Here is a 23978-nt window from a genome sequence, read left to right as displayed (position 1 = left end):
TCAGTAGTAGCCATCACCACTGACCGGGGGAGGGAAGGGGACCGCCACTCATGGGTGTCGAGATCCAGGTCAACGACCTCTCGAAGTCGTTCGGCAAGCAGCTGATCTGGGGCGACGTGACCCTCACGGTCCCGGCCGGCGAGATCTGCGTGATGCTCGGTCCCTCCGGCACCGGCAAGTCGGTCTTCCTCAAGACCCTCATCGGCCTGCTCAAGCCCGACAAGGGCTCGATCATCATCGAGGGCACCGACATCGCGAGCTGCTCCGAGCGCGACCTCTACGAGATCCGCAAGCTCTTCGGCGTGCTGTTCCAGGACGGCGCGATGTTCGGCTCGATGAACCTCTACGACAACGTCGCCTTCCCGCTGCGCGAGCACACCCGCAAGTCCGAGTCCGAGGTCCGCGCCATCGTCATGGAGAAGATGGACCTCGTCGGCCTCCTCGGCTCCGAGGACAAGCTGCCCGGTGAGATCTCGGGCGGCATGCGCAAGCGCGCGGGTCTCGCAAGGGCCCTGGTGCTCGACCCCGAGATCGTGCTCTTCGACGAGCCCGACTCAGGCCTCGACCCGGTGCGCACCGCCTTCCTCAACCAGCTGATCGTCGACCTCAACGCGCAGATCGACGCCACCTTCCTCATCGTCACCCACGACATCAACACCGCGCGGACGGTGCCCGACAACATCGGGCTGCTCTACCACCGCCACCTCGCGATGTTCGGGCCGCGCGAGCAGCTGCTCAGCTCCGAGGAGCCCGTCGTGCGCCAGTTCCTCAACGCGCAGAAGGTCGGCCCGATCGGCATGTCGGAGGAGAAGGACGCCACCGAGCTCGCCGCCGAGGTCGGGCAGGAGCTCCCGCCGCTTCCGCCGATCCCGCTGCAGCTCGACCCGTCCAACGGCATCCCGCGGCGCAGCCAGCGGCCGGCCGGCGAGTGGTGCCGCGAGCACGGCGTCACCCCGCCCCCCGGGTCCTTCGAGTCGGCCAACGCCGGCCTCGCGCCGGGGGCCTGACACCTCGTGGCCACCTCGACGACCTCGCGCGCCCTCGCTCCGATCGGAGTCGCGGGCAACCTGTTCGCGTTCGCGCTCGACGTGTTCCGCGGGCTGTTCCGGCGACCCTTCCAGCTGCGCGAGTTCATCCAGCAGGCCTGGTTCATCGCCTCGGTCACCATCGTCCCGACCGCGCTGGTCGCGATCCCGTTCGGCGCGGTCATCGCCCTCCAGGTCGGCGGCCTGATCAAGCAGTTCGGCGCCCAGTCCTTCACCGGCTCCGCGTCCGTGCTCGCCGTCATCCAGCAGGCGGCGCCGATCGGCACCGCGCTGCTGATCGCCGGCGCGGGCGGGTCGGCGATCGCGGCCGACCTCGGTGCCCGCAAGATCCGCGAGGAGCTCGACGCGATGATGGTGCTCGGGATCGACCCGATCCAGCGCCTGGTCGTGCCGCGGGTCCTGGCCTGCATGCTCGTCGCGTTCTTCCTCAACGGCATGGTCAGCGTCGTCGGCGTCACCGGTGGCTACGTCTTCAACGTGATCCTCCAGGACGGCACACCGGGCGCCTACCTCGCCAGCTTCACCGCGCTCGCCCAGCTGCCCGACCTGTGGATCGGCCTGCTCAAGGCGCTGGTCTTCGGGCTGATCGCCGCGATCGTCGCGTCCTACAAGGGGATGAACGCCAACGGTGGCCCGAAGGGCGTCGGCGACGCGGTCAACGAGTCCGTCGTCATCACGTTCCTGCTGCTGTTCCTGGCGAACTTCGTGCTGAGCCTGGTCTACCTGCAGATCGTCCCCCCGAAGGGCGGATGACGATGGCGCTCAAGGACGTCTACACCGCGCCGCTCGCGTCCCTCGACAACCTCGGCGGCCAGCTGGGGTTCCACCTCAGGGTGCTGAGGGCGATCCCGCGCTCGATCACCCGCTACCCGCGGGAGATCCTGAGGATCCTCGCCGAGGTCACCCTCGGCTCGGGTGCGCTCGCCGTCATCGGCGGCACGGTCGGCGTGATCATCGGCATGACGTTCTTCACCGGCGCCCAGGTCGGCCTGTCGGGCTACGCCGCGCTCAACCAGCTCGGCACCGCGCCCCTCGCGGGCTTCGTCTCGGCCTACTTCAACACCCGTGAGATCGCCCCGCTCGTCGCGGGCATCGCCCTGGCCGCCACCGTCGGGTGCGGCTTCACCGCGCAGCTGGGCGCCATGCGGATCTCCGAGGAGGTCGACGCCCTCGAGGTGATGGCGATCCCCTCGATGCCGTTCCTCGTCGCGACCCGCGTCGTGGGCGGACTGATCGCGATCATCCCGTTGTACGTCGTCGGGCTGCTGTCGTCGTACTACGCCAGCCGGCTCGTGGTGACCCAGATCTACGGCCAGTCGCCGGGCACCTACGACCACTACTTCTACGCGTTCCTGCCACCGGGCGACGTGCTCTGGTCCTTCCTCAAGGTCCTGGTCTTCGCCGTCACGGTGATCCTCATCCACTGCTACCACGGCTACACCGCGTCGGGCGGTCCCGCCGGCGTCGGCGTCGCCGTGGGTCGGGCCGTGCGCACGAGCATCGTCGCGATCAACGTGATCGACCTGCTGCTCTCGATGGCGATCTGGGGCACCACGACCACCGTCCGGCTGGCGGGGTGAGGCGGTCATGACGACCTTCCGGACCCGGACGCTCGGGATCGTCTTCCTCGTGCTGATCCTCGCCGCAGTGTGGGCGACCTACGGCGTCTTCACCAAGAAGTTCAGCACCTACGACGAGGTCACCGTCCACGCCTCGCGCATCGGCCTCCAGCTGCCGCAGCGCGCCGACGTCAAGATCCGCGGCGTGATCGTGGGGGAGGTGCTCGGCTTCGAGCCGACCGCCGAGGGCGCCGACATCACCCTCGGGCTCTACCCCGACCGCACGGCGCAGATCCCCGACGACGTCACCGCCTCGATCCTGCCCAAGACGCTGTTCGGCGAGAAGTTCGTCTCGCTGGTGATCCCGGACGGTGGGTCGCGGGCCCGGCCGATCGCCGCCGGCGACGTGATCGAGCGGACCCAGCTCTCGATCGAGGTCGAGGCGGTCCTCAGCGACCTCTACCCCCTCCTGCGCGCCGTCCAGCCGGCCGACCTCAACAACACCCTCAACGCCGTCGCCACCGCGCTCGAGGGCCGCGGCGAGCAGCTCGGCGAGAGCATCGAGACCCTCGACGGCTACCTGACCAGGTTCAACCCCGAGCTCCCCGGGCTCGTCGAGGACCTGCGGCTGACCGCCAGCGTCTCCGACACCTACGCCGACGTGCTGCCCGAGGTCGCGACGATCCTGCGCAACACGATCACCACGACCACGACGCTCGAGGACCGCGAGGACAAGCTCGAAGCGCTCTTCAACGACGTGTCGAGGTTCGCCGCCGTCGCCGAGCGGTTCTCCCGCAACAACGGCGACAACCTGGTGCGCCTGGCCGACCTGTCGGCGAGCCAGCTCGAGGTGCTCGCCCGCTACGCGCCCGGCTACCCCTGCCTCCTCGGTGGCCTGGTCAACATCGGCAAGCTGCAGGCCGAGGCGTTCCGCGGGTTCACCCTGCACATCGTGCTCGAGACCCTGCCGAACCAGCCGCGCGGCTACACCGCGGCCGACGTCCCGGTCTACGGCGACAAGCGCGGCTACTACTGCGGCCGCCTGCCCAGCCCCCCGTGGTCGCAGAGCAACCCGGTGACCCACCAGCCCGACTTCGTCGACGGCGTGAACAGCCCGACCGGCAAGGGCACCAGCCGCGTCGCCCCCGGCTGGTCCGGCGACGCCGCCGGGTACGCCGGTGGGCGCGACGAGTCGTCGCTCCTCAAGGCGCTGCTCGCGCCGGGCCTCGGCGTCAGCGCGAGCGACGTACCGGACCTGGGCGTGCTGCTCGTCGGGCCGATGGCACGCGGGGCGGAGGTGTCGCTGCGATGAGCAAGATCCTCGACAAGAAGACCTCCGCCGACCTGCTCAAGCTCCTCGTCTTCGTGGTGGTCACCTCGCTCGCCACCGCCGTGCTGGTGGTCACGATCGGCAACATCGGTTTCGGTGCCTCCCGCACCTACCGGGCCGAGTTCACCGACGCGACCGGCGTCAACAAGGGCGACGACGTCCGGGTCGCGGGCGTCCGCGTCGGCACGGTGAGCAAGGTGGAGGTCGTCGACCGCAGCCGCGCGCTGATCACGTTCTCCGTCGACGAGCGCACCTCGGTCAACGGCGGCACCAACGCGCTCATCCGCTACCGCAACCTCGTCGGCCAGCGCTACCTCTCGCTCACCCAGGAGGTCGGCGACACCGGCCGGCTGCCCGACGGCGCGACGATCCCGGTCTCGCGCACCCGTCCCGCGCTCGACCTGACCGTGCTCTTCAACGGCTTCAAGCCGCTCTTCCAGGCGCTCTCGCCCGAGGACGTCAACCAGCTCTCCTTCGAGCTGGTGCAGGTCTTCCAGGGCGAGGGCGGCACGCTCGAGGGCCTGCTCGCGCACACCGCCTCGGTGACCTCGACGCTGGCCGACCGCGACGAGGTCATCGGCCAGCTGATCGACAACCTCTCCCTCGTCCTCGACCACGTGGCCGACCGCGACAAGCAGCTGACCCGGTTGATCACGTCGTTCCGCACGCTGGTCGGCGGGCTCAAGGACGACCGCAACGCGATCCTCGACTCCCTCGAGGACGTCTCCGCCCTGTCCGTGGAGACCGCCTCGCTCGTCGACGGCATCCGCCAGCCCTTCGTGAAGGACATCAAGGAGCTGCGCGCGGTCGCCGGCAACATCGACAAGAACAAGGCCGAGCTCGACCGGGCCCTCCAGGTGCTGCCGATCAAGCTCGACAAGATCGGCCGCACCGCGATCTACGGCTCGTTCTTCAACTTCTACCTGTGCGAGTTCCAGGGCCGGGTCAACCTGCCCGGCGGCGTGCAGGTGCCGGTGAAGTACGAGACCGGCTCCGACAGGTGTGATCTCGGATGAAGCCGTTCCGCGAGCGCAACCCCGTCGTCGTCGGGGCGGTCAGCATCGTCGTCCTGGCGATGGTGCTGGTGGGCGCGCTGCGTGCGGGCGACCTGCCGGTCATCGGCGGGGGAGACACCTACCACGCGCTCTTCACCGAGGCCGGTGGGCTGAAGGTCGACGACGAGGTCCGCATCGCCGGGGTCCGGGTCGGCAAGGTCGACGACATCGCGCTCGACGGCGACCGGGTCGACGTCACCTTCAAGGTCGACGACACCGCCGCCTTCGGCACCGACACGGGAGCCGCGATCAAGGTCAAGACGATCCTCGGCGCCATGTTCCTCTCGCTCGAGCCGGCCGGCGCCGGCCAGCTGGCCGAGGGCGCGACCATCCCCGCCGAGCGCACCTCGTCGCCGTACGACGTGGTGGAGGCCTTCGAGGGGCTGGCCTCGACCTCGGAGCAGATCGACACCGACCAGCTCGCCGAGTCGCTGACCACCCTGGCCGACCTGACCCGCAACACCCCCGAGGAGTTCCGCGGGGCGCTCGACGGCCTCAGCCGGCTCTCGGCCAACGTGGCGGCCAAGGACGAGCAGCTCGGCGGCCTGCTCACCAACCTCGAGCGCGTCTCGAACGTCCTCGACGAGCGCGACCAGGACATCGTCAAGCTGATGGAGGACAGCGACGTGCTCTTCCGCGCGCTGGTCGCCCGCCGCGACGCGGTGCACGAGCTGCTCGTCTCCAGCACCCAGCTGTCGAAGGAGCTCACCAAGCTCATCCGCCAGTCGCGCACCGACCTCGCGCCGGCGCTCGCGCACCTGGAGAACGTCGTCGCGGTCCTCAACAAGAACGAGGACAACCTCGACAGCAGCCTGCGGCTGATGGCGCCGTTCTACCGCGTGTTCGCCAACACCCTCGGCACCGGTCCGTGGTTCGACACCTGGATCGCGAACTTCCCGCCCGTCCCGCAGGTGGGTGGCTGACATGGATCGTGGCATGGACCTCATGAGGCGCTTCCTCGTCCCGCTCGTCGTGCTGGCCTTCGTCGTCGCGGCCGCCGTCAGCGTCCTCGGCGGGGGCGGCTCCGGCCGGACCGTCGTCGCCCACTTCCCGCGCACCATCTCGGTCTACGAGGGCAGCGACGTGCGCGTGCTCGGCGTGCCGGTCGGCACCGTCACCCGGGTCGAGCCGACCGGCACCGACGTCACGGTGACGATGACGTACGACGACGAGGTGCAGCTGCCGGCCGGCGCGAAGGCGGTCATCATCGCGCCGTCCATCGTCGGTGACCGCTACGTCCAGCTCACTCCGGCCTACCCCGGCACGGGCGACGTGCTCGCCGACGGTGCCGAGCTGGGCCTCGAGCGCACCTCGCAGCCGCTGGAGCTCGACCAGATCTACGACAGCCTCGACCGCCTCAACGTCGCCCTCGGCCCGCGCGGCGCCAACAAGACCGGTGCGCTGTCCGACCTGCTCGCCGTGACCGCCGACAACTTCGGCGGCCAGGGCACGACCTTCCGCCAGACGATCCAGGACTTCTCGCGGCTCACCTCGACGCTCTCGGGCAACAAGGAGGAGCTCTTCGGCTCGGTCGAGGCGCTCAACGGCTTCCTCGAGACGCTGGCCGACAACGACACCACCGTCCGCCGGTTCAACCAGTCGCTCGCCGACGTGTCGACGATGCTCGACGGCGAGCGCGAGGAGCTGGTCGCGACGGTGAAGAACCTCTCGACGGCGCTGACCGAGGTCAAGGGCTTCGTCGAGGAGAACAAGGACTCGCTGAGCCGCAACATCACCGGCGTGAACCGGGTGGCCAAGGTGCTCGTGCGCCAGCGCGCCGCACTCGACGAGATCCTGCACACCGCGCCGGCCGCGCTCAACAACCTCGCGCTCACCTACAACCCGCAGGCGGGCACGCTCGACACCCGCGCGAACCTCGGCGAGGCGATCAACCAGATCCGGTTCGACCCGGCCGCCCTGCTCTGCGGGTTCGTCAACCAGGCCGACCGGTCCCAGCAGCTGTGCAACACCATCACCGGGCTGCTCGACAACCCGCGGCCGGGCGCCCTGAGCGCGGGCGGCCGGACGAAGCTGCCGGCCCGCGACGTCTTCGACCCCACCCTCGGCGGTCTCGTGGAGGTGGACCAGTGAACCGGCTCAAGGCCCTCGTGCTCTGCCTGCTCGGCGCGCTGGCGCTCTCGTCGTGCGACGCCAGCGTCTACTCCCTCCCGCTGCCGGGCGGACCCGACGTGGGCGACGACCCGATGACCATCAAGGTCGAGTTCGCCGACGTGCTCGACCTCGTCCCCCAGTCGACGGTCAAGGTCAACGACGTCAGCGTCGGCAAGGTGACCGCGATCGACCTCGAGGGCTACCAGGCGCTCGTGACGATGGAGGTCCGTCGCGACGTCGACCTGCCGGGCAACGCCATCGCCGAGCTCCGCCAGACCAGCCTGCTCGGCGAGAAGTTCGTCGAGCTGTCCGCCCCGGCCGAGGGCGCCATCGCGGCCCGGCTCGGCGACGGCGCCACCATCCCGATCGCACGGGCGGGTCGCAACCCGGAGGTCGAGGAGGTGCTCGGCGCCCTCAGCCTGCTGCTCAACGGCGGCGGCGTCGCCCAGCTCAAGACGATCACCCAGGAGCTCAACAAGGCGCTCGAGGGCCGCGAGGACTCCGCGCGCAGCCTGCTGACCAACCTGCGGGAGTTCACCGGCCAGCTCGACACGAACAAGGCCGACATCGTCGACGCGATCGAGAAGCTCAACCGGCTCGCGATCGAGGCGGAGAAGCAGCTGCCCACGATCGACAAGGCGCTCGACGAGCTGCCCAGCGCCCTCGACTCGATCAACCGCCAGCGCGACGACCTCGTCGAGATGCTCCAGGCGCTGGACCAGCTGTCGTCGGTCGCGGTCGATGTGATCACCCGGTCCAAGGGCGCGACCATCACCTCGCTCGAGCGGCTCGACCCGGTGCTCAGCCAGCTCGCCGCCTCGGGCGACGACTTCACCAACGCCTTCCAGGTCTTCCTGACCTACCCGTTCGTCGACGAGGTGGTCGGCCGCGACCCGCAGGTGGCGCGCAACCTGCACATGGGCGACTACACCAACCTGTCGATCACCCTCGACCTCGACCTGCTCGGCGGCATCAGCGCCACCCCGACGCTGCCGACCAACCTGCCGACGGTCATCGACCCGACGATCATCATCAGCGACGTCCTGGCCTGCCTGCAGAGCGGCGACCTCACCAGCGCCGCCTGCCAGAAGGTGCTCACCAACCTCGAGAAGCTGACCAGGCTCCGCGAGGAGTGCCAGAAGTCGGAGAACCGCGACAAGGACATCTGCCGCGAGCTCAACCTGATCCCCGGGCTCCCGACGCTGCCCGGCACGCCGACCCAGAGCCCGACCAGCACCGGCCCCACGCTGCCGATCCCGACCACCCTGCTGCCCACCCTGCTGCCCACCCTGCCGGGGCTGGGACGCGCCGGGACCGACGAGGAGCCGCGTCCGGGGAACCCGACCGTGGGCGACCTGATGGACCGCTACGACCCGGCCCTGGTCAGCCTCCTCATCCCCGGGATGGTGCAACGATGATCACCCGTCGGACCAGGCTCCAGCTGCTCGTCTTCGCCCTCATCACGATGATCGGCGTCAGCTACGTCGGTGCTCGCTACGCCCGCCTCGACCGGCTCGTCGTCGACCAGAGCTACACCGTGGTCGCCCACTTCGCCGACTCCGGTGGCGCCTTCGAGGGCGCGGAGGTCTCCTACCGCGGCGTCCGGGTCGGCGAGGTCAGCGAGCTGGTCCTCACCGACGACGGGGTCGACCTCCTCCTCGACATCGACAACGACTTCGACGACATCCCGGCCGACGCGCACGCCCTGGTCGGCAACCGCTCCGCCGTCGGCGAGCAGTACGTCGAGCTCCAGCCGCAGACCGACCGGGGCCCCTACCTCGAGGACGCCTCCGAGATCGCCCGCGACCGCACGACGACCCCGATCCAGACCGACACGTTGCTGACCCACCTCGACGAGACGGTGACCAGCCTCGACCAGGACGACCTGCGCACCGTCACCCAGGAGCTCGGGCTCGCCCTGGGCGGAGCCGGTCGCGACCTCCAGACGATCCTCGACACCAGCAACGACTTCATCACCGCCGCCGACCAGAACTTCGACGTCACCGTCGACCTGATCCGCAACGCCAACACCGTGCTCGACGGCCAGGCCGACTCCGAGCGCGCGTTCCGGCGCTTCGCCCGTGACCTGTCGTCGTTCACCACCACCGTGGCCGACCACGACAAGGACCTCCGCTCGCTCATCGAGGACGGCTCGCTCGGCGCCAACGAGCTGCGCACCTTCCTCGAGGACAACGAGGTCGAGCTCGGCGACCTGATCAACAACCTCGTCACCACCGGCGAGGTCGTGGTCAAGCACCTCGACGGCATCGAGCAGCTGCTCGTGATCTACCCCTACGTCGTCGAGGGCAGCTTCACCGTCGTGTCGAAGTCGCCGGGCACCGGGCTGTACGACGCCCACTTCGGCCTGGTCCTGACCCAGGACCCCACCGTCTGCCACGCCGGCTACGAGGGCACCGACCGCCGCCCGCCGCAGGACGGCAGCGACCGGCCGATGAAGGAGGACACCCGGTGCACGGCTCCCGCCTCGGAGACCAACGCCCGCGGTGCGCAGAACATCCAGGCGCCGCGCGCGGCGACCGGGTGGGGTCCGGCCGACCTCGCCTACGACCCCGACACCGGGACGCTGACCTCCGATCCCGCCGCCATCGAGCGGCTGGAGCGCGGCGGTAGCGTGGCCCCGGCCAGCCTCGGAGAGGAGACGTGGAAGTGGCTCTACCTCCAGCCCCTGCTGGCACGCGACTGACCCCCCGGGTGCGCACCGCGCTGGCCGCCGTGCTGGCGCTGGTCGTGGTCGTCTGCCTCGGTCTCGTCGTCTGGCTCTCGACCGGCTCGCGCGCGGAGGCCGACGGCGGGCTCGACCTGCCCGCCGAGCGCGAGCAGGTGATGAGCCTGACCAGCCAGTTCGTCAAGCGCCTCGGCACCTACAGCCCCGACATGCTCGACGGGTCCGGCCAGATGCCCGACTACCGCGCGCAGGTCCGCGAGGTGATCACGCCCAAGTTCGCCGCCGACTTCGACAAGGAGGTCGCCACGGCCGAGCAGCTGGTCGCCCAGGGCGGGATCACCCGCAGCGCCGACGTGTTCGCCACCGCCGTGTCGTCCGTCGACGACGACTCCGCCCGCGTGCTGGTGGCCGGCGCCTTCACCGACAGCTACACCCAGGGCGAGGGCGCGAAGGCCAGGACGGTCGACCAGGAGCCGCTGCCCTTCCGCTTCACCGTCGACCTCGTCAGGATCGACGGCGACTGGCTCGTCGACGACTTCACCCCGGTGAGCTCGCCGGACGACGGCACCGGCACCGGCTCGGACGGCACGTCGAGCCAGACGCCGTCCGAGGGGAGCACGCCGTGAGCGACGTCCCCACCTGGTACGACCTCCTCGACGTCGACCGCGACGCCACCGCCGACGAGATCCGGGCCGCCTGGAAGTCCCGGACCGCCGACCTCGAGCCGGGCGACCGGCGCTTCGACGCCCTCAACCGGGCCGCTCGGGTGCTGCTCGACGCCGACGCGCGGGCGACGTACGACGCCGAGCACCCGGTGTTGGCTGACGACCCGGTCGAGGACGAGTGGCCCGCCGCCCCGGTCTTCGAGTCTGCCGCCACCCCGGTGCCGGGTCTCGTGACGGGCGCGAGCGCGCCCTCCTCGGCCAACGAGGTCGTTGCACCCTCCGCGACCGACGAGGTCGTCGCACCCTCCTCGACCGGCGCTGGCGGCGGCGTGCCGTCGTGGCTGCTCGCCGGCCTGGCCGTCGTGGCGGCCGGCCTCATCGCGGTCACGGCCTGGATGTGGACCGGCGGCGACGACGGCGACGGTGGTGGCTCCGCCGCCCGTGACGCGCAGGTCGCGGCCGAGCGCGCCGTCGTGCCCGTGCTGTCCTACGACTACGAGCACCTCGCGGACGACCAGCGCGCCGCGCAGGCGCTCATGACCGGCAGCTACCGCGAGGAGTACGACAAGCTCTTCACGGTGCTGGAGGAGAACGCACCCCAGACGCAGACGAAGGTGAGCGCCGAGGTGGTCGCCTCCGGCATCGTGCGCGCCGGCGCCGACCGGGTGCAGGTGCTGGTCTTCGTGGACCGCCCCACGACCAACAAGCTGAGCTCCGAGCCGGTGGTCTACAAGGACCAGGTGACGCTGTCGATGCAGCTCGTCGACGGGGAGTGGCTGGTCGACGACCTCGTCACCTCACCGGTCCAGGGATAGCCCACGAGTCGTCCACAGGACGCCGCGAATCGGCGCGTTCTGCTTGACCGGGGCCGCTCGGCGGTTCATAGTCGTGGCCAACGCGTGGAACTGTCCTCCGGGCAGTGCACCTGAAACGGGCCCCGCGTTTGTGGCGTGTCCAACTTTCCGCTACCGTAGGTCCTTGCGCCTGCCCTCAGATGCCCGACGCCCTCCGGACGGCTGTCGTGGTGGTCGGCCGGCGCCGAGATCACTTGGATCATTTGTGAGGACACCTCTTGGCCGCGCGCAGCTCCGCTGGTAACCACCGTCGCACCTCTTTCGCAAAGATCACCGAACCTCTCGAGGTTCCCCCGCTCATCTCGCTCCAGACCTCCAGCTTCGACTGGCTGGTCGGTGGCGAGCGCTGGGAAGCGGAGGTGGCAGCCCGCAGGGCCGCCGGTGAGGACGTCTCCGAGAAGACCGGTCTGCAGGAGATCTTCGAGGAGATCTCCCCGATCGAGGACTTCTCCGAGACGATGATGCTCTCCTTCGACAACCCCGTCTTCCTCGACGAGAAGTACACCGAGGAGGAGTGCAAGGAGAAGGACTTCACCTACTCCCGACCGCTCTACGTCTCGGCCGAGTTCATGAACCACGAGACCGGCGAGATCAAGGGCCAGACGGTCTTCATGGGCGACTTCCCCATGATGACCCGCAAGGGCACCTTCATCATCAACGGCACCGAGCGCGTCGTCGTGTCGCAGCTCGTGCGCTCGCCCGGCGTCTACTTCGAGTCGACCCCGGACAAGACGTCCGACAAGGACATCTACACCGCCAAGCTCATCCCGAGCCGCGGCGCCTGGCTCGAGTTCGAGATCGACAAGCGCGACCTCGTCGGCGTGCGCCTGGACCGCAAGCGCAAGCAGAACGTCACCGTCCTGCTCAAGGCGCTCGGCTGGACCACCGAGCAGATCCGCGAGGAGTTCGGCCAGTACGAGTCGATGATGCTGACCCTCGAGAAGGACAGCGTCCGCTACGAGGTCGTCCACGAGGAGCTGCAGAAGAAGGCGCGGGGCGAGGCCCCCACCGCCGAGCAGGTCAACGACGAGGTCACCCGGCTCGCGCTGCTCGACATCTACCGCAAGCTCCGTCCCGGCGAGCCGCCGACGGCCGAAGCTGCGCAGACGCTGCTGAACAACTACTACTTCAACGGCAAGCGCTACGACCTCGCGAAGGTCGGCCGCTACAAGATCAACAAGAAGCTCGGCCTCCACGAGGCGTTCGACCAGCAGACGCTGACCATCGACGACGTCGTGGCCGCCATCCGCTACGTCGTGCAGCTGCACGCCGCGGGTGTCCAGGTCGAGGCTCCTGACCTGGTCGACGCCGAGGGCAACGTCGTCGAGGGCCCCGACGGTTCTCCCGTCAAGGTCCAGGCCGACGACATCGACCACTTCGGCAACCGCCGCATGCGCACGGTCGGCGAGCTCATCCAGAACCAGCTCCGCACGGGCCTGGCCCGCATGGAGCGTGTGGTCCGCGAGCGGATGACGACCCAGGACGTCGAGGCCATCACGCCGCAGTCCCTGATCAACATCCGCCCCGTGGTCGCGGCGCTGAAGGAGTTCTTCGGCACCTCGCAGCTGAGCCAGTTCATGGACCAGACCAACCCGATCGCCGGCCTGACGCACAAGCGTCGCCTGTCGGCCCTCGGTCCCGGTGGTCTGTCCCGTGACCGCGCCGGCATGGAGGTCCGTGACGTCCACCCGTCGCACTACGGCCGCATGTGCCCCATCGAGACCCCGGAAGGCCCGAACATCGGCCTGATCGGCTCGCTGGCCTCCTACGGTCGGATCAACCCGTTCGGCTTCGTCGAGACCCCCTACCGCCGCGTGGTCAAGGGTGTCGTCACCGACGAGATCGACTACCTGACCGCCGACGACGAGGACCGCTACGTCATCGCGCAGGCCAACGCCCCGCTCGACGCGAAGATGCGCTTCGCCGAGGAGCGCGTCCTGGTCCGCCAGAAGGACGGCGAGGTCGACGCGATCCTGGCCGACGAGGTCGACTACATGGACGTCTCGCCGCGCCAGATGGTGTCGGTCGCGACGGCCCTGATCCCGTTCCTCGAGCACGACGACGCCAACCGTGCCCTCATGGGTGCCAACATGCAGCGCCAGGCCGTCCCGCTGATCACCAGCGACAGCCCGCTGGTCGGCACCGGCATGGAGTACCGCGCCGCCGTCGACGCCGGAGACGTGGTCGTGGCCGACAACGCCGGTGTGGTCAAGGAGGTGTCCGCCGACGCCATCGAGACGATGAACGACGACGGCACCTACCAGACCTACAAGATGGCCAAGTTCCGTCGCTCCAACCAGGGCACCTGCATCAACCAGCGCCCGCTGGTCAAGGCCGGTGACCGCCTCGAGGTCGGCACGCCGATCGCCGACGGTCCCTGCACCGACGACGCCGAGATGGCGCTGGGCACCAACCTGCTCGTCGCCTTCATGCCCTGGCAGGGTCACAACTACGAGGACGCGATCATCCTCAGCCAGCGCCTGGTGCAGGAGGACGTCCTCACCTCGATCCACATCGAGGAGCACGAGGTCGACGCCCGCGACACCAAGCTCGGCCCCGAGGAGATCACGCGGGACATCCCGAACATCTCCGAGGAGGGCCTGGCCGACCTCGACGAGCGCGGCATCATCCGCATCGGCGCCGAGGTCACCACCGGTGACATCCTGGTCGGCAAGGTCACGCCCAAGGGCGAGACCGAGCTCACCCCCGAGGAGCGCCTGCTCCGCGCGATCTTCGGTGAGAAGGCGCGCGAGGTGCGCGACACCTCGATGAAGGTGCCCCACGGTGAGTCCGGCACGGTCATCGGCGTGCGGGTCTTCGACCGCGAGGACGGCGACGACCTTCCCCCGGGCGTCAACCAGCTGGTCCGCGTCTACGTCGCCCAGAAGCGCAAGATCTCGGTCGGTGACAAGCTCGCCGGACGCCACGGCAACAAGGGCGTCATCGCCAAGATCCTGCCGGTCGAGGACATGCCGTTCATGGAGGACGGCACCCCGGTCGACGTCGTGCTCAACCCGCTGGGTGTGCCGCGACGCATGAACATCGGCCAGATCCTCGAGCTCCACCTCGGCTGGCTCGCCAAGCAGGGTTGGGACCTCAACCTCTCCGGCGAGAAGGGCGAGTCGGACTGGAAGAAGCGCCTGATCAAGATCGGCGCCGAGAAGGCCGACCCGAACACCAAGGTCGCCACCCCGGTGTTCGACGGTGCGCGCGAGGACGAGATCACCGGCCTGCTCGGTGCGACGCTCCCCAACCGCGACGGTGAGCGGATGGTCAAGGAGGACGGCAAGGCCGCCCTCTTCGACGGTCGCACGGGCGAGCCGTTCCCGGAGCCGGTGGCGGTGGGCTACATGTACATCCTCAAGCTCCACCACCTCGTCGACGACAAGATCCACGCTCGCTCTACCGGCCCCTACTCGATGATCACGCAGCAGCCCCTGGGCGGCAAGGCCCAGTTCGGCGGCCAGCGGTTCGGCGAGATGGAGGTCTGGGCGATGGAGGCGTACGGCGCTGCCTACGCCCTCCAGGAGCTGCTGACGATCAAGTCCGACGACGTGCCGGGGCGTGTGAAGGTCTACGAGGCCATCGTCAAGGGCGAGAACATCCCCGACTCCGGCATCCCTGAGTCGTTCAAGGTGCTCGTCAAGGAGATGCAGTCGCTCTGCCTCAACGTGGAGGTGCTGTCGCAGGACGGCTCCGCCATCTCGCTCAAGGACGCCGAGGAAGACGTCTTCCGGGCGGCCGAGGAGCTCGGCATCGACCTCTCCCGCCGCGAGCCCAGCTCGGTCGAAGAAGTCTGAGTGCACGGGGTACGCCGGCCACGGTCGGCGTACCCCCACCACCAGTCCCCAGCTCAACTTTCCACGTACTAACGAAGGACAGCAGCCATCGTGCTCGACGTTAACTTCTTCGAACAGATCCAGATCGGCCTGGCCACTCCCGAGGACATCCGCACCTGGAGCCACGGCGAGGTCAAGAAGCCCGAGACCATCAACTACCGCACGCTCAAGCCCGAGCGTGACGGCCTCTTCTGCGAGAAGATCTTCGGTCCCACGCGGGACTGGGAGTGCTACTGCGGCAAGTACAAGCGCGTGCGCTTCAAGGGCATCATCTGCGAGCGGTGCGGCGTCGAGGTCACCCGCTCCAAGGTCCGCCGCGAGCGCATGGGCCACATCGAGCTCGCCGCTCCCGTGACCCACATCTGGTACTTCAAGGGCGTGCCCTCGCGCCTGGGCTACCTGCTCGACCTGGCGCCGAAGGACCTCGAGAAGGTCATCTACTTCGCCGCCTACATGATCACCTCGGTCGACGAGGACGCCCGTCACCGCGACCAGGACTCCCTCGAGAACAAGGTCGGCCTGGAGCGCGAGCGGCTCGAGAAGCGCCGCGACACCTCCGTCGAGGACCGCGCCAAGAAGCTCGAGGAGGACCTCGCCACCCTCGAGGCCGAGGGCGCCAAGGCCGACGCCAAGCGCAAGGTGCGCGACGGTGCCGACCGCGAGATGAACCAGCTCCGTGACCGCGCCAACCGCGAGATCGCGCGGCTGGAGGAGGTCTGGGACACGTTCAAGAACCTCAAGGTGCAGGACCTGCTCGGCGACGAGCTCCTCTACCGCGAGATGAAGACGTGGTTCGGCAAGTACTTCGAGGGCTTCATGGGCGCCACGGCGATCCAGAAGCGCCTCCAGGACTTCGACATCGAGGCCGAGGTGGAGTCGCTGCGCGACACCATCGCCAACGGCAAGGGCCAGCGCAAGGTCCGCGCCCTCAAGCGCCTCAAGGTCGTCGACGCCTTCCGCAAGACCGGCAACCAGCCCATCGGCATGGTGCTCGACGCCGTCCCGGTGATCCCGCCGGACCTGCGCCCGATGGTCCAGCTCGACGGTGGCCGCTTCGCGACCTCCGACCTGAACGACCTCTACCGCCGCGTCATCAACCGCAACAACCGCCTCAAGCGCCTGCTCGACCTCGGTGCTCCCGAGATCATCGTCAACAACGAGAAGCGGATGCTGCAGGAGGCCGTCGACAGCCTCTTCGACAACGGCCGTCGTGGCCGCCCCGTCACGGGCCCGGGCAACCGTCCGCTGAAGTCGCTCTCCGACATGCTCAAGGGCAAGCAGGGTCGCTTCCGCCAGAACCTGCTCGGCAAGCGCGTCGACTACTCCGGTCGTTCGGTCATCGTGTCCGGCCCGACGCTCAAGCTGCACCAGTGCGGCCTGCCCAAGCAGATGGCGCTCGAGCTGTTCAAGCCGTTCGTCATGAAGCGCCTCGTCGACCTCTCGCACGCGCAGAACATCAAGTCCGCCAAGCGGATGGTCGAGCGCGGCGTCCGGGCCGAGGTCTGGGACGTCCTCGAAGAGGTCATCACCGAGCACCCGGTGCTGCTCAACCGCGCACCGACGCTGCACCGCCTCGGCATCCAGGCCTTCGAGCCGCAGCTGATCGAGGGCAAGGCCATCCAGCTCCACCCGCTCGTGTGCGGCGCGTTCAACGCCGACTTCGACGGTGACCAGATGGCCGTGCACCTGCCGCTCTCCGCGGAGGCGCAGGCCGAGGCCCGCATCCTGATGCTGTCGACCAACAACATCCTCAAGCCCTCGGACGGCCGTCCGGTGACCATGCCCTCGCAGGACATGATCATCGGCCTGTTCTGGCTGACGTCGGACCGCGACGGGGAGCCCGGCGAGGGCCGCGTCTTCTCGACGCCGTCCGAGGCGATCATGGCCTTCGACCGTCGCGAGATCACGCTGCAGAGCAAGGTCCGGATCCGTCTCAACGACATCGTGCCCCCGCTCGACCTCGAGCTGGGTGCCGACTGGGAGGAGCGCACCGCGATCCTGCTCGAGACGACGCTGGGCCGGGTGTTCTTCAACGACACGCTCCCGGGCGACTACCCCTTCGTCAACGAGGAGGTCGGCAAGAAGCGCCTCGGCGCGATCGTCAACGACCTGGCCGAGCGCTACACCAAGGTCCAGGTCGCTGCCTCGCTCGACGCCCTCAAGGACGCCGGCTTCCACTGGGCCACGCGCTCGGGTGTGACCGTCTCGATCGACGACGTCACCACGCCCGACAGCAAGGTCGAGATCCTCGGCCGCTACGAGGCCCAGGCCGAGAAGGTCCAGAAGAACTACGAGCGCGGTGTGATGACCGACGACGAGCGTCGTCAGGAGCTCATCGAGCTGTGGACCCAGGCTGCTGCCGAGGTCGGTCGTGCGATGGAGGCCAACTTCGACCGCAAGAACCCGATCTACATGATGGTCGACTCGGGTGCCTCCGGAAACATGAACCAGATCCGGCAGGTCGCGGCCATGCGTGGTCTCGTGGCCAACCCGAAGGGCGAGATCATCCCGCGCCCGATCAAGGCCAACTTCCGTGAGGGCCTGTCGGTGCTCGAGTACTTCATCTCGACCCACGGTGCCCGCAAGGGCCTGGCCGACACCGCGCTGCGCACCGCCGACTCGGGTTACCTGACCCGTCGTCTGGTGGACGTGTCGCAGGACGTCATCATCCGTGAGGACGACTGCGGCACCGAGCGTGGCCTGCCCAAGCGCATCGACGACGAGCACGTGGAGACCTCGGCCTACGCCCGGGCCGCCGCGGTCGAGGTCGTCCACCCGGAGACCGGCGAGGTCCTCGCCGCCGCCGGGGAGGACCTCGGCGACGTCAAGATCGGCGAGCTCGTGGCTGCCGGCGTCACCGAGGTCAAGGTCCGCTCGGTCCTGACCTGCGACGCCCGCACCGGCACGTGTGCCAAGTGCTACGGCCGCTCGCTGGCCACCGGCCAGCTGGTCGACATCGGTGAGGCGGTCGGCATCATCGCCGCGCAGTCCATCGGTGAGCCCGGCACGCAGCTGACCATGCGCACGTTCCACACCGGTGGTGTGGCCTCCGCGGACGACATCACGCAGGGTCTGCCCCGTGTGGTCGAGCTCTTCGAGGCCCGCTCGCCCAAGGGTCGTACGCCGATCTCGGAGTCTGCCGGTCGCGTCAAGATCGAGGAGACCGACAAGGCCCGCGTCGTCGTGGTCACCCCCGACGACGGGTCCGAGCCGCAGGAGATCCCGGTCTCGAAGCGCTCGCGCCTCAACGTCGAGGACGGCCAGCACATCGAGGTGGGCCACCACATCACCTCCGGTACGCCCGACCCGCAGGACGTCCTGCGCATCCTGGGTGTCCGCAAGGCGCAGGAGCACCTCGTGGACGAGGTCCAGGAGGTCTACCGCTCCCAGGGTGTGTCGATCCACGACAAGCACATCGAGATCATCATCCGGCAGATGCTGCGCCGGGTGACGGTCATCGAGTCCGGTGACACCAACCTGCTCCCGTCCGACCTGGTCGACCGGGTGCGGTTCGAGGAGGAGAACCGTCGCGTGGTCTCCGAGGGCGGCAAGCCGGCCTCGGGTCGCCCGGTCCTCATGGGCATCACGAAGGCCTCGCTCGCGACCGAGTCGTGGCTCTCGGCGGCCTCCTTCCAGGAGACCACCCGGGTGCTCACCGACGCCGCGATCAACGGCCGCTCCGACAGCCTCCGTGGCCTGAAGGAGAACGTGATCATCGGAAAGCTCATCCCGGCCGGCACCGGCCTCGAGCGCTACCGCAACATCCGGGTGGAGCCCACCGAGGAGGCGCGCGCCGCGGCCTACTCGGTCACCGGCTACGACTCCTACGACTACGACTTCGGTCCGTCGTCGCAGGCCGTCGCACTCGACGACTTCGACTTTGGTTCCTACCAGAACTGATCAGAGGTCGTAGCACGCCCAGCCCGGACCCCGGTCTCCCCTCGTGGGGGGCCGGGGTCCGGCGCATGTGGGCCCTTGGGCGGCCCGGGCGCCCGACGCACACTGGATCCCATGGCCCGATCCCTCTGGCACCGATCCCTCTGGTCCATGCTCGCCCTCTGCGGCGTGCTCCTCGCGACGTCGCTGCACCTGCACGGCTCCCAGCCGGCAGGCGCGAGCCCGCCGACCCGGGTCGCGACCACCAGCGCTGCAGCCGCCACGCCCGAGTGCACCGACGCCGACCTGTCGGCCGACTACCGGGCGCGCGGCGCCGGCGCCGGGCACCGCTTCGGCGTCCTCCGTCTGCGCAACACCAGCGACAGCACCTGCTGGGTCCGCGGCTTCGGTGGGCTGTCGTACGTCGGCGGGGGTGACGGGACCCAGGTCGGGGCCGCCGCCGACCGCGACGGTGCGGCCGGCGCCCGGGTCGTGCTCCAGCCGGGGGAGCGGACGACCAGCGCCGTCGACGAGACGGTGGCCGTGAACTACCCGCGCGGGCGCTGCCGGCCGACGCCGGTGGACGGCTTCCGGGTCTACGTGCCGGACTCGACCGAGTCGCAGTTCGTGAAGCACCGCACGACGGGGTGCCGCAACGACGCGATCCACCTCATCTCGCACCGTGCCTTCCGGTCCTGACTGCCGAGACGCCGACATCTTTTGATTGACGCACACACAAAAGTCGCCCTACCGTCGACGTGATGTGGCCCCCGTCACATCGCGACCTCGGATGAAGGGTGGACACACATGTGCTTCGGACATGACGGCGATGAGGCGCTCGAGCGCTCGCTGGCCGAGAAGGGCGCCAGCCGGCGCGGACTGCTGAAGGGCGCCGCGGGCGCGACCGTCGGTGCCGCCGCCCTCGGTGCACTCGGCGCCTCGCCCGCGTCGGCCCACGGCAAGGGCCACGGCGGACACGGTGGACACGGCGGCGGCCACGGCGGTGGGCGCCGCAAGAGCCTTCCCCACGACCTGATCAGCATCCAGCTCTACACGCTGCGCTCGGCTGCTGCCGCGCCCGCTGCCGGCAACGCAGTGGCCATCGGCCATGCCGCGGTGCTCGCGGCGGTCGCCCGCTACGGCTACGAGCGCGTCGAGCTGGCGGGTCTCTACGGTGAGACCGCGGCCGGGATGCGGGCGATCCTCGACGGGTTGGGCCTGCGCTCCACGTCGAGCCACGACGGCATCAGCGCCGACACCGGGGCCGCCCACCTCAAGTTCCAGAACGCGCGCACGCTGGGCCAGCAGTACGTCAACGTGCCCTACCTCGCCTCGTCCAACCTGGCCGACTGGCAGAAGTGGGCCGACCAGATGAACGCCGAGGCGGCGATCGCGAAGCGCTACGGGCTGAGGTACGGCTACCACAACCACGCCCACGAGTTCACGACCGACCTCGGCGGCGGCCTGACGCCCTGGGAGGTCCTGATGGACCGCCTCGACCGCCGGCTGGTGCACCTCGAGGTCGACCTCTACTGGGCCTTCACGGCCGGCGTCAACACCGGCCACACCACTGCGGAGTCGGCGCTCCAGTTCGCCAAGGACGTCGTCAACGAGGCGCCGCTGGCGGTCCGGCAGTACCACGTGAAGGACCGCACCTCGATGGGCACGGCCCCCGCCGAGGCCGACATGTGCGACCTCGGGGTCGGCGTCATCGACTTCCCGTCGCTCTTCCGCAACCACGAGGTCGAGGAGTACATCGTCGAGAACGACACCCCCGACAACGCGGCGGCGCCGCTGCTGACGGCCGCCGTGGGGCATCTGTACCTCGACCACCTGGAGTACTGAGCGCCTGGTCGGGGTGGGGTCAGGTGCCGTCTGCGAGAATCCGCGCGTGACGAGCCCCCGCCCCACCTCGACCGACGTCCTCGTCGTCGGCGCCGGCCCCGCCGGGTCCGCCGCGGCCGCCTGGGCGGCTCGTGCCGGGCTCGACGTCGTGCTCGCCGACGCAGCAGTCTTCCCCCGCGACAAGACCTGCGGCGACGGGCTGACCCCCCGCGCGATCGGCGAGATGCAGAAGCTCGGGCTCGAGGACTGGCTCCGCTCGCACACGGTCAACCAGGGGCTGCGTGCCCATGGCTTCGGCCAGACGCTGCTCCTCCCGTGGCCGGGAGGGTCCCTCCCCGACTGGGGATCCGCCGTCGCGCGCACCGAGCTCGACGACCACCTCCGCACGGTGGCCCTCGACAGCGGGGCCACCGGGATCGACGGCGCCCGCGCGGTCGGCGTACGGCGTGAGGGGGAGCGGGTCGCAGCCGTGGTGTTCCGCGGCGCCGAGGCGGAGTTCGAGATCGCCTGCCGCTGGCTCGTCGTGGCGGACGGCGTGCGCTCCCCGCTCGGCAAGCTGCTCGGCCGCGAGTGGCACCGCGACACGGTGTACGCCGTCGCGGGCCGGTCCTACGTCGACTCCGACATGTCGGACGACCCGTGGATCAGCTCGCACCTCGAGCTCCGCGACGAGCAGGGCGAGCTGGTGTCGGGCTACGGCTGGATCTTCCCGCTGGGCGACGGCTCGGTGAACCTCGGCGCCGGCACCCTGGCCACCAGCAAGCGGCCGACCGACGTGGCGATCAAGCCGCTGATGCAGACCTACGCCGACACGATCGGCAAGGACTTCGGCCTCTCCGGCGAGCTGCGGATGCCGACGTCGGCGCTGCTGCCGATGGGCGGCGCCGTGAGCAACGTCGCCGGTCCCAACTGGGCGCTGATCGGCGACGCCGCTGCGTGCGTGAACCCGCTCAACGGCGAGGGGATCGACTACGGCCTCGAGACCGGGCGGCTCGTCGCCGAGCACGTCGCGAGCGGCACGGGCCTCGGCGAGGCGTGGCGCTCGACCCTCGTCGAGCACTACGGCGAGGCGTTCTCCATCGCCCGCCGGCTGGCCGGGATCGCCACCCAGCCGAAGGTCGTGTCCGCGCTCGGGCCTGTGGGGATGCGCTCGGACTGGCTGATGACGCTGGCCCTGCGCTGGATGGGCAACCTGGTCGACGACGCCGACCGCGACCGCGCCGCGCGGGTGTGGCAGTGGGCCGGGCGGCGCTCGATGGCGCGCGACGCCCGGCCGCCCTTCTCGTGAACCGATCCCCAGGGCGTGCCGCTACGAAGCACCTCCATGGGTGAGGCCGTCTACCGTGCGACCAACGTGCTCGGTCGCGGCGTGCTCCGACTGCTCGGGGTGCGCACGGAGTGGTCGGGGCTCGAGCACCTGCCCGAGGTCGGCCCGGTCATCCTGGCCGCGAACCACGTGGGCTTCCCCGACTTCGTCGTCGTCGAGCAGGCGGCCGTGGAGCGAGGGCGCTACGTCCGCTTCCTGTGCCGTCACGACATCTGGGACGCACCGCTCGTCGGCCGTGCGATGGACCGGATGCGGCACGTGCCGGTGGACCGCGACGCTCCCGCGGGGGCGTACGTCGCCGCCCGCCGGCTGCTGGCCGGGGGCGAGGCCGTGGGGATCTTCCCCGAGGCCGGGGTCAGCCAGTCCTTCACGGTGCGGTCGCTGATGCGGGGAGCGGCGAGCCTGGCGCGCGAGACCGGTGCCCCGGTGGTGCCGGTGGCCGTGTGGGGCACGCAGCGGATCTGGACCGCCGGGAGGCGGCCGGACCCGACCCGCGGGAGACGGGTCGACCTGCGGTTCGGCCGGCCGATGACCATCGGCCCGGGGGACGACCTGACCGGATGGACCGAGAGGCTCGGCGCGGCGCTGACCGAGCAGCTCGAGGCGCTCCAGCGGCTGCCGCACCACCGGCCGGAGCCCGGCGAGACCGCGCCGTGGTACCCCGCGCACCTCGGTGGTGACGCGCCGACCCGGGCGGCGGCGGCACACCTCGACAGCGTGCCGCGGTCGGCGGTCAGCCCGACGTGGGGGCCGTGCGCTCCCGAGCGGCGGAGCGACGCTTCTCCACCCAGCCCAGCGGGTTGGTGAACGGTTCGAGCACCCGGCGCACGGGTGGGCTCGCCAGCGCGAGCGCCAGGACGACCGCGCCGAGCACGGTGAGCACCAGCCCCAGCACCGGGTGCGCGGCGGTGTAGTCGGGCCAGCCGAGGGCCTTGACGGTCTTGATGACGAAGCCGTGGAACAGGTAGACCACCATCGTCGCCGTGCCCATCGTGGTGAACCAGCCGAGGTTGCGCCGCGGCACCAGCGACATCGCCGCGAAGGCTCCGACGAGGCCGACCATCATCACGGTGAGCCGGGTCTGGAAGACGAACTCGTCGTCGATCGGGATGTCGGAGTAGCCGGTGTCGTACCAGAGCAGTGCCGCCGCGGCCCAGGTGTCGGTGTAGACCGCCATCACCCCGATCCCGACGAGCATCGGCACGGCCGCGAGGCGGACCCACACGTCGTCGAGGTGCTTGAGGTGGCGCGGCTTGAGGTGGAGGCCGAGCACGAAGAACGGCAGCAGCCCGAGGAAGCGCGGGATCATCAAGGTGGTGTCGGTCCACAGGCCGCCGAGCAGGCTGACGAGCACCGAGAGCGGCAGGAAGAGCCAGTGCCGCTTGAGGATCGGTGTCACGAGGCGCCACATCAGCAGCACGATGAGATACCACATCGTCCAGTGCGGGACGAGCCAGATCGGCCCCTGCACGTCCTCGCCCGCGACGCCGCGGCGGAAGTAGAACAGGGCCGGCTCGAAGAGCAGGTAGGGGATCAGCAACGTGTAGACGAGGCTCTTGAGCCGACGCGGGTCCCACTCGAACGACTTCGAGAGGTAGCCGCTCACGAACACGAACGCCGGGATGTGCCAGAGGTAGATGAAGTCGTAGACCCAGTGGCTGCCGGCGCTCTCCTCGACCAGTCCGATCGCGTGCCCGACGACGACGAGGGTGACGAGGACCATCTTGACGTTGTCGAGCCAAGGGTCGCGGGACGGGGGAGCCACGGCGCTCACCGTACTTCAC

Annotated in this window: 18 protein-coding genes; 17 read left to right on the top strand and 1 reads right to left on the bottom strand. The window is 69.7% G+C overall.

Features of this window, described 5'->3' with window-relative positions:
* The first annotated feature begins 50 nt into the window (after positions 1-50).
* The 17 genes from EUA93_RS03360 (at position 51) to EUA93_RS22145 (ending at position 23001) form a co-directional block, all read left to right on the top strand.
* A complete protein-coding gene (locus tag EUA93_RS03360; RefSeq protein WP_129398723.1) occupies positions 51-1007 on the top strand; it encodes an ABC transporter ATP-binding protein in 957 nt (318 codons plus the stop codon).
* Between the two features lie 6 nt (positions 1008-1013).
* Positions 1014-1799: an MlaE family ABC transporter permease gene (locus EUA93_RS03355; RefSeq protein ID WP_129398721.1), complete on the top strand. Its 786-nt coding sequence runs from the start codon at positions 1014-1016 to the stop codon at positions 1797-1799.
* A gap of 2 nt (positions 1800-1801) precedes the next feature.
* Positions 1802-2626, top strand: a complete 825-nt coding sequence (locus EUA93_RS03350; RefSeq protein WP_129398719.1) for an MlaE family ABC transporter permease — start codon at positions 1802-1804, stop codon at positions 2624-2626.
* Positions 2627-2633: 7 nt separating this feature from the next.
* Positions 2634-3917 carry an MCE family protein gene (locus EUA93_RS03345; protein ID WP_129398717.1) on the top strand — a complete coding sequence of 428 codons (1284 nt, stop codon included), beginning with the start codon at positions 2634-2636 and terminating at the stop codon, positions 3915-3917.
* A complete protein-coding gene (locus EUA93_RS03340) occupies positions 3914-4951 on the top strand; it encodes an MCE family protein (protein WP_129398715.1) in 1038 nt (345 codons plus the stop codon). Before EUA93_RS03345 ends, EUA93_RS03340 begins: the two co-directional genes overlap by 4 nt.
* Entirely contained in the window at positions 4948-5913 is a 966-nt protein-coding gene (locus tag EUA93_RS03335; protein WP_129398713.1) for an MCE family protein, read from the top strand. The genes EUA93_RS03340 and EUA93_RS03335 overlap by 4 nt, the downstream gene beginning before the upstream one ends.
* A 13-nt stretch (positions 5914-5926) precedes the next feature.
* Positions 5927-7081, top strand: coding sequence for an MCE family protein (locus EUA93_RS03330; protein ID WP_242497220.1), 1155 nt, complete (start codon positions 5927-5929; stop codon positions 7079-7081).
* Positions 7078-8520 (top strand): MCE family protein, encoded by a 1443-nt coding sequence (locus EUA93_RS03325; RefSeq protein ID WP_129398712.1) that lies wholly within the window; start codon positions 7078-7080, stop codon positions 8518-8520. Before EUA93_RS03330 ends, EUA93_RS03325 begins: the two co-directional genes overlap by 4 nt.
* Positions 8517-9806 carry an MCE family protein gene (locus EUA93_RS03320; RefSeq protein WP_129398710.1) on the top strand — a complete coding sequence of 430 codons (1290 nt, stop codon included), beginning with the start codon at positions 8517-8519 and terminating at the stop codon, positions 9804-9806. Before EUA93_RS03325 ends, EUA93_RS03320 begins: the two co-directional genes overlap by 4 nt.
* 8 nt (positions 9807-9814) lie before the next feature.
* Positions 9815-10414, top strand: coding sequence for a hypothetical protein (locus EUA93_RS03315; protein WP_129398708.1), 600 nt, complete (start codon positions 9815-9817; stop codon positions 10412-10414).
* Positions 10411-11268: a J domain-containing protein gene (locus tag EUA93_RS03310; protein ID WP_129398707.1), complete on the top strand. Its 858-nt coding sequence runs from the start codon at positions 10411-10413 to the stop codon at positions 11266-11268. The genes EUA93_RS03315 and EUA93_RS03310 overlap by 4 nt, the downstream gene beginning before the upstream one ends.
* A 257-nt stretch (positions 11269-11525) precedes the next feature.
* The gene (gene rpoB / locus EUA93_RS03305; protein WP_129398706.1) at positions 11526-15107 is read left to right on the top strand and encodes a DNA-directed RNA polymerase subunit beta; all 3582 of its coding nucleotides are present in this window, start codon (positions 11526-11528) and stop codon (positions 15105-15107) included.
* A gap of 90 nt (positions 15108-15197) precedes the next feature.
* Entirely contained in the window at positions 15198-19046 is a 3849-nt protein-coding gene (locus EUA93_RS03300; protein WP_129398705.1) for a DNA-directed RNA polymerase subunit beta', read from the top strand.
* Positions 19047-19157: 111 nt separating this feature from the next.
* The gene (locus tag EUA93_RS03295; protein WP_129398704.1) at positions 19158-19721 is read left to right on the top strand and encodes a DUF4232 domain-containing protein; all 564 of its coding nucleotides are present in this window, start codon (positions 19158-19160) and stop codon (positions 19719-19721) included.
* A 108-nt stretch (positions 19722-19829) separates the two neighbouring features.
* Entirely contained in the window at positions 19830-20867 is a 1038-nt protein-coding gene (locus EUA93_RS03290) for a sugar phosphate isomerase/epimerase family protein (protein WP_129398703.1), read from the top strand.
* A 46-nt stretch (positions 20868-20913) separates the two neighbouring features.
* Positions 20914-22155 (top strand): geranylgeranyl reductase family protein, encoded by a 1242-nt coding sequence (locus EUA93_RS03285; RefSeq protein WP_129398702.1) that lies wholly within the window; start codon positions 20914-20916, stop codon positions 22153-22155.
* A gap of 36 nt (positions 22156-22191) precedes the next feature.
* A complete protein-coding gene (locus tag EUA93_RS22145) occupies positions 22192-23001 on the top strand; it encodes a lysophospholipid acyltransferase family protein (protein WP_129398701.1) in 810 nt (269 codons plus the stop codon).
* Here the strand turns inward: EUA93_RS22145 and EUA93_RS03275 are convergent.
* Positions 22928-23959, bottom strand: coding sequence for an acyltransferase family protein (locus tag EUA93_RS03275; protein WP_129398700.1), 1032 nt, complete (start codon positions 23957-23959; stop codon positions 22928-22930). The genes EUA93_RS22145 and EUA93_RS03275 overlap by 74 nt on opposite strands.
* Between the last annotated feature and the right edge of the window lie 19 nt (positions 23960-23978).

It is taken from the genome of Nocardioides oleivorans (genome assembly GCF_004137255.1).
Lineage (GTDB): Bacteria > Actinomycetota > Actinomycetes > Propionibacteriales > Nocardioidaceae > Nocardioides > Nocardioides oleivorans.
Note: the sequence above shows the minus strand (reverse complement) of the source record. Positions and strands in the feature narration are given on the sequence as shown.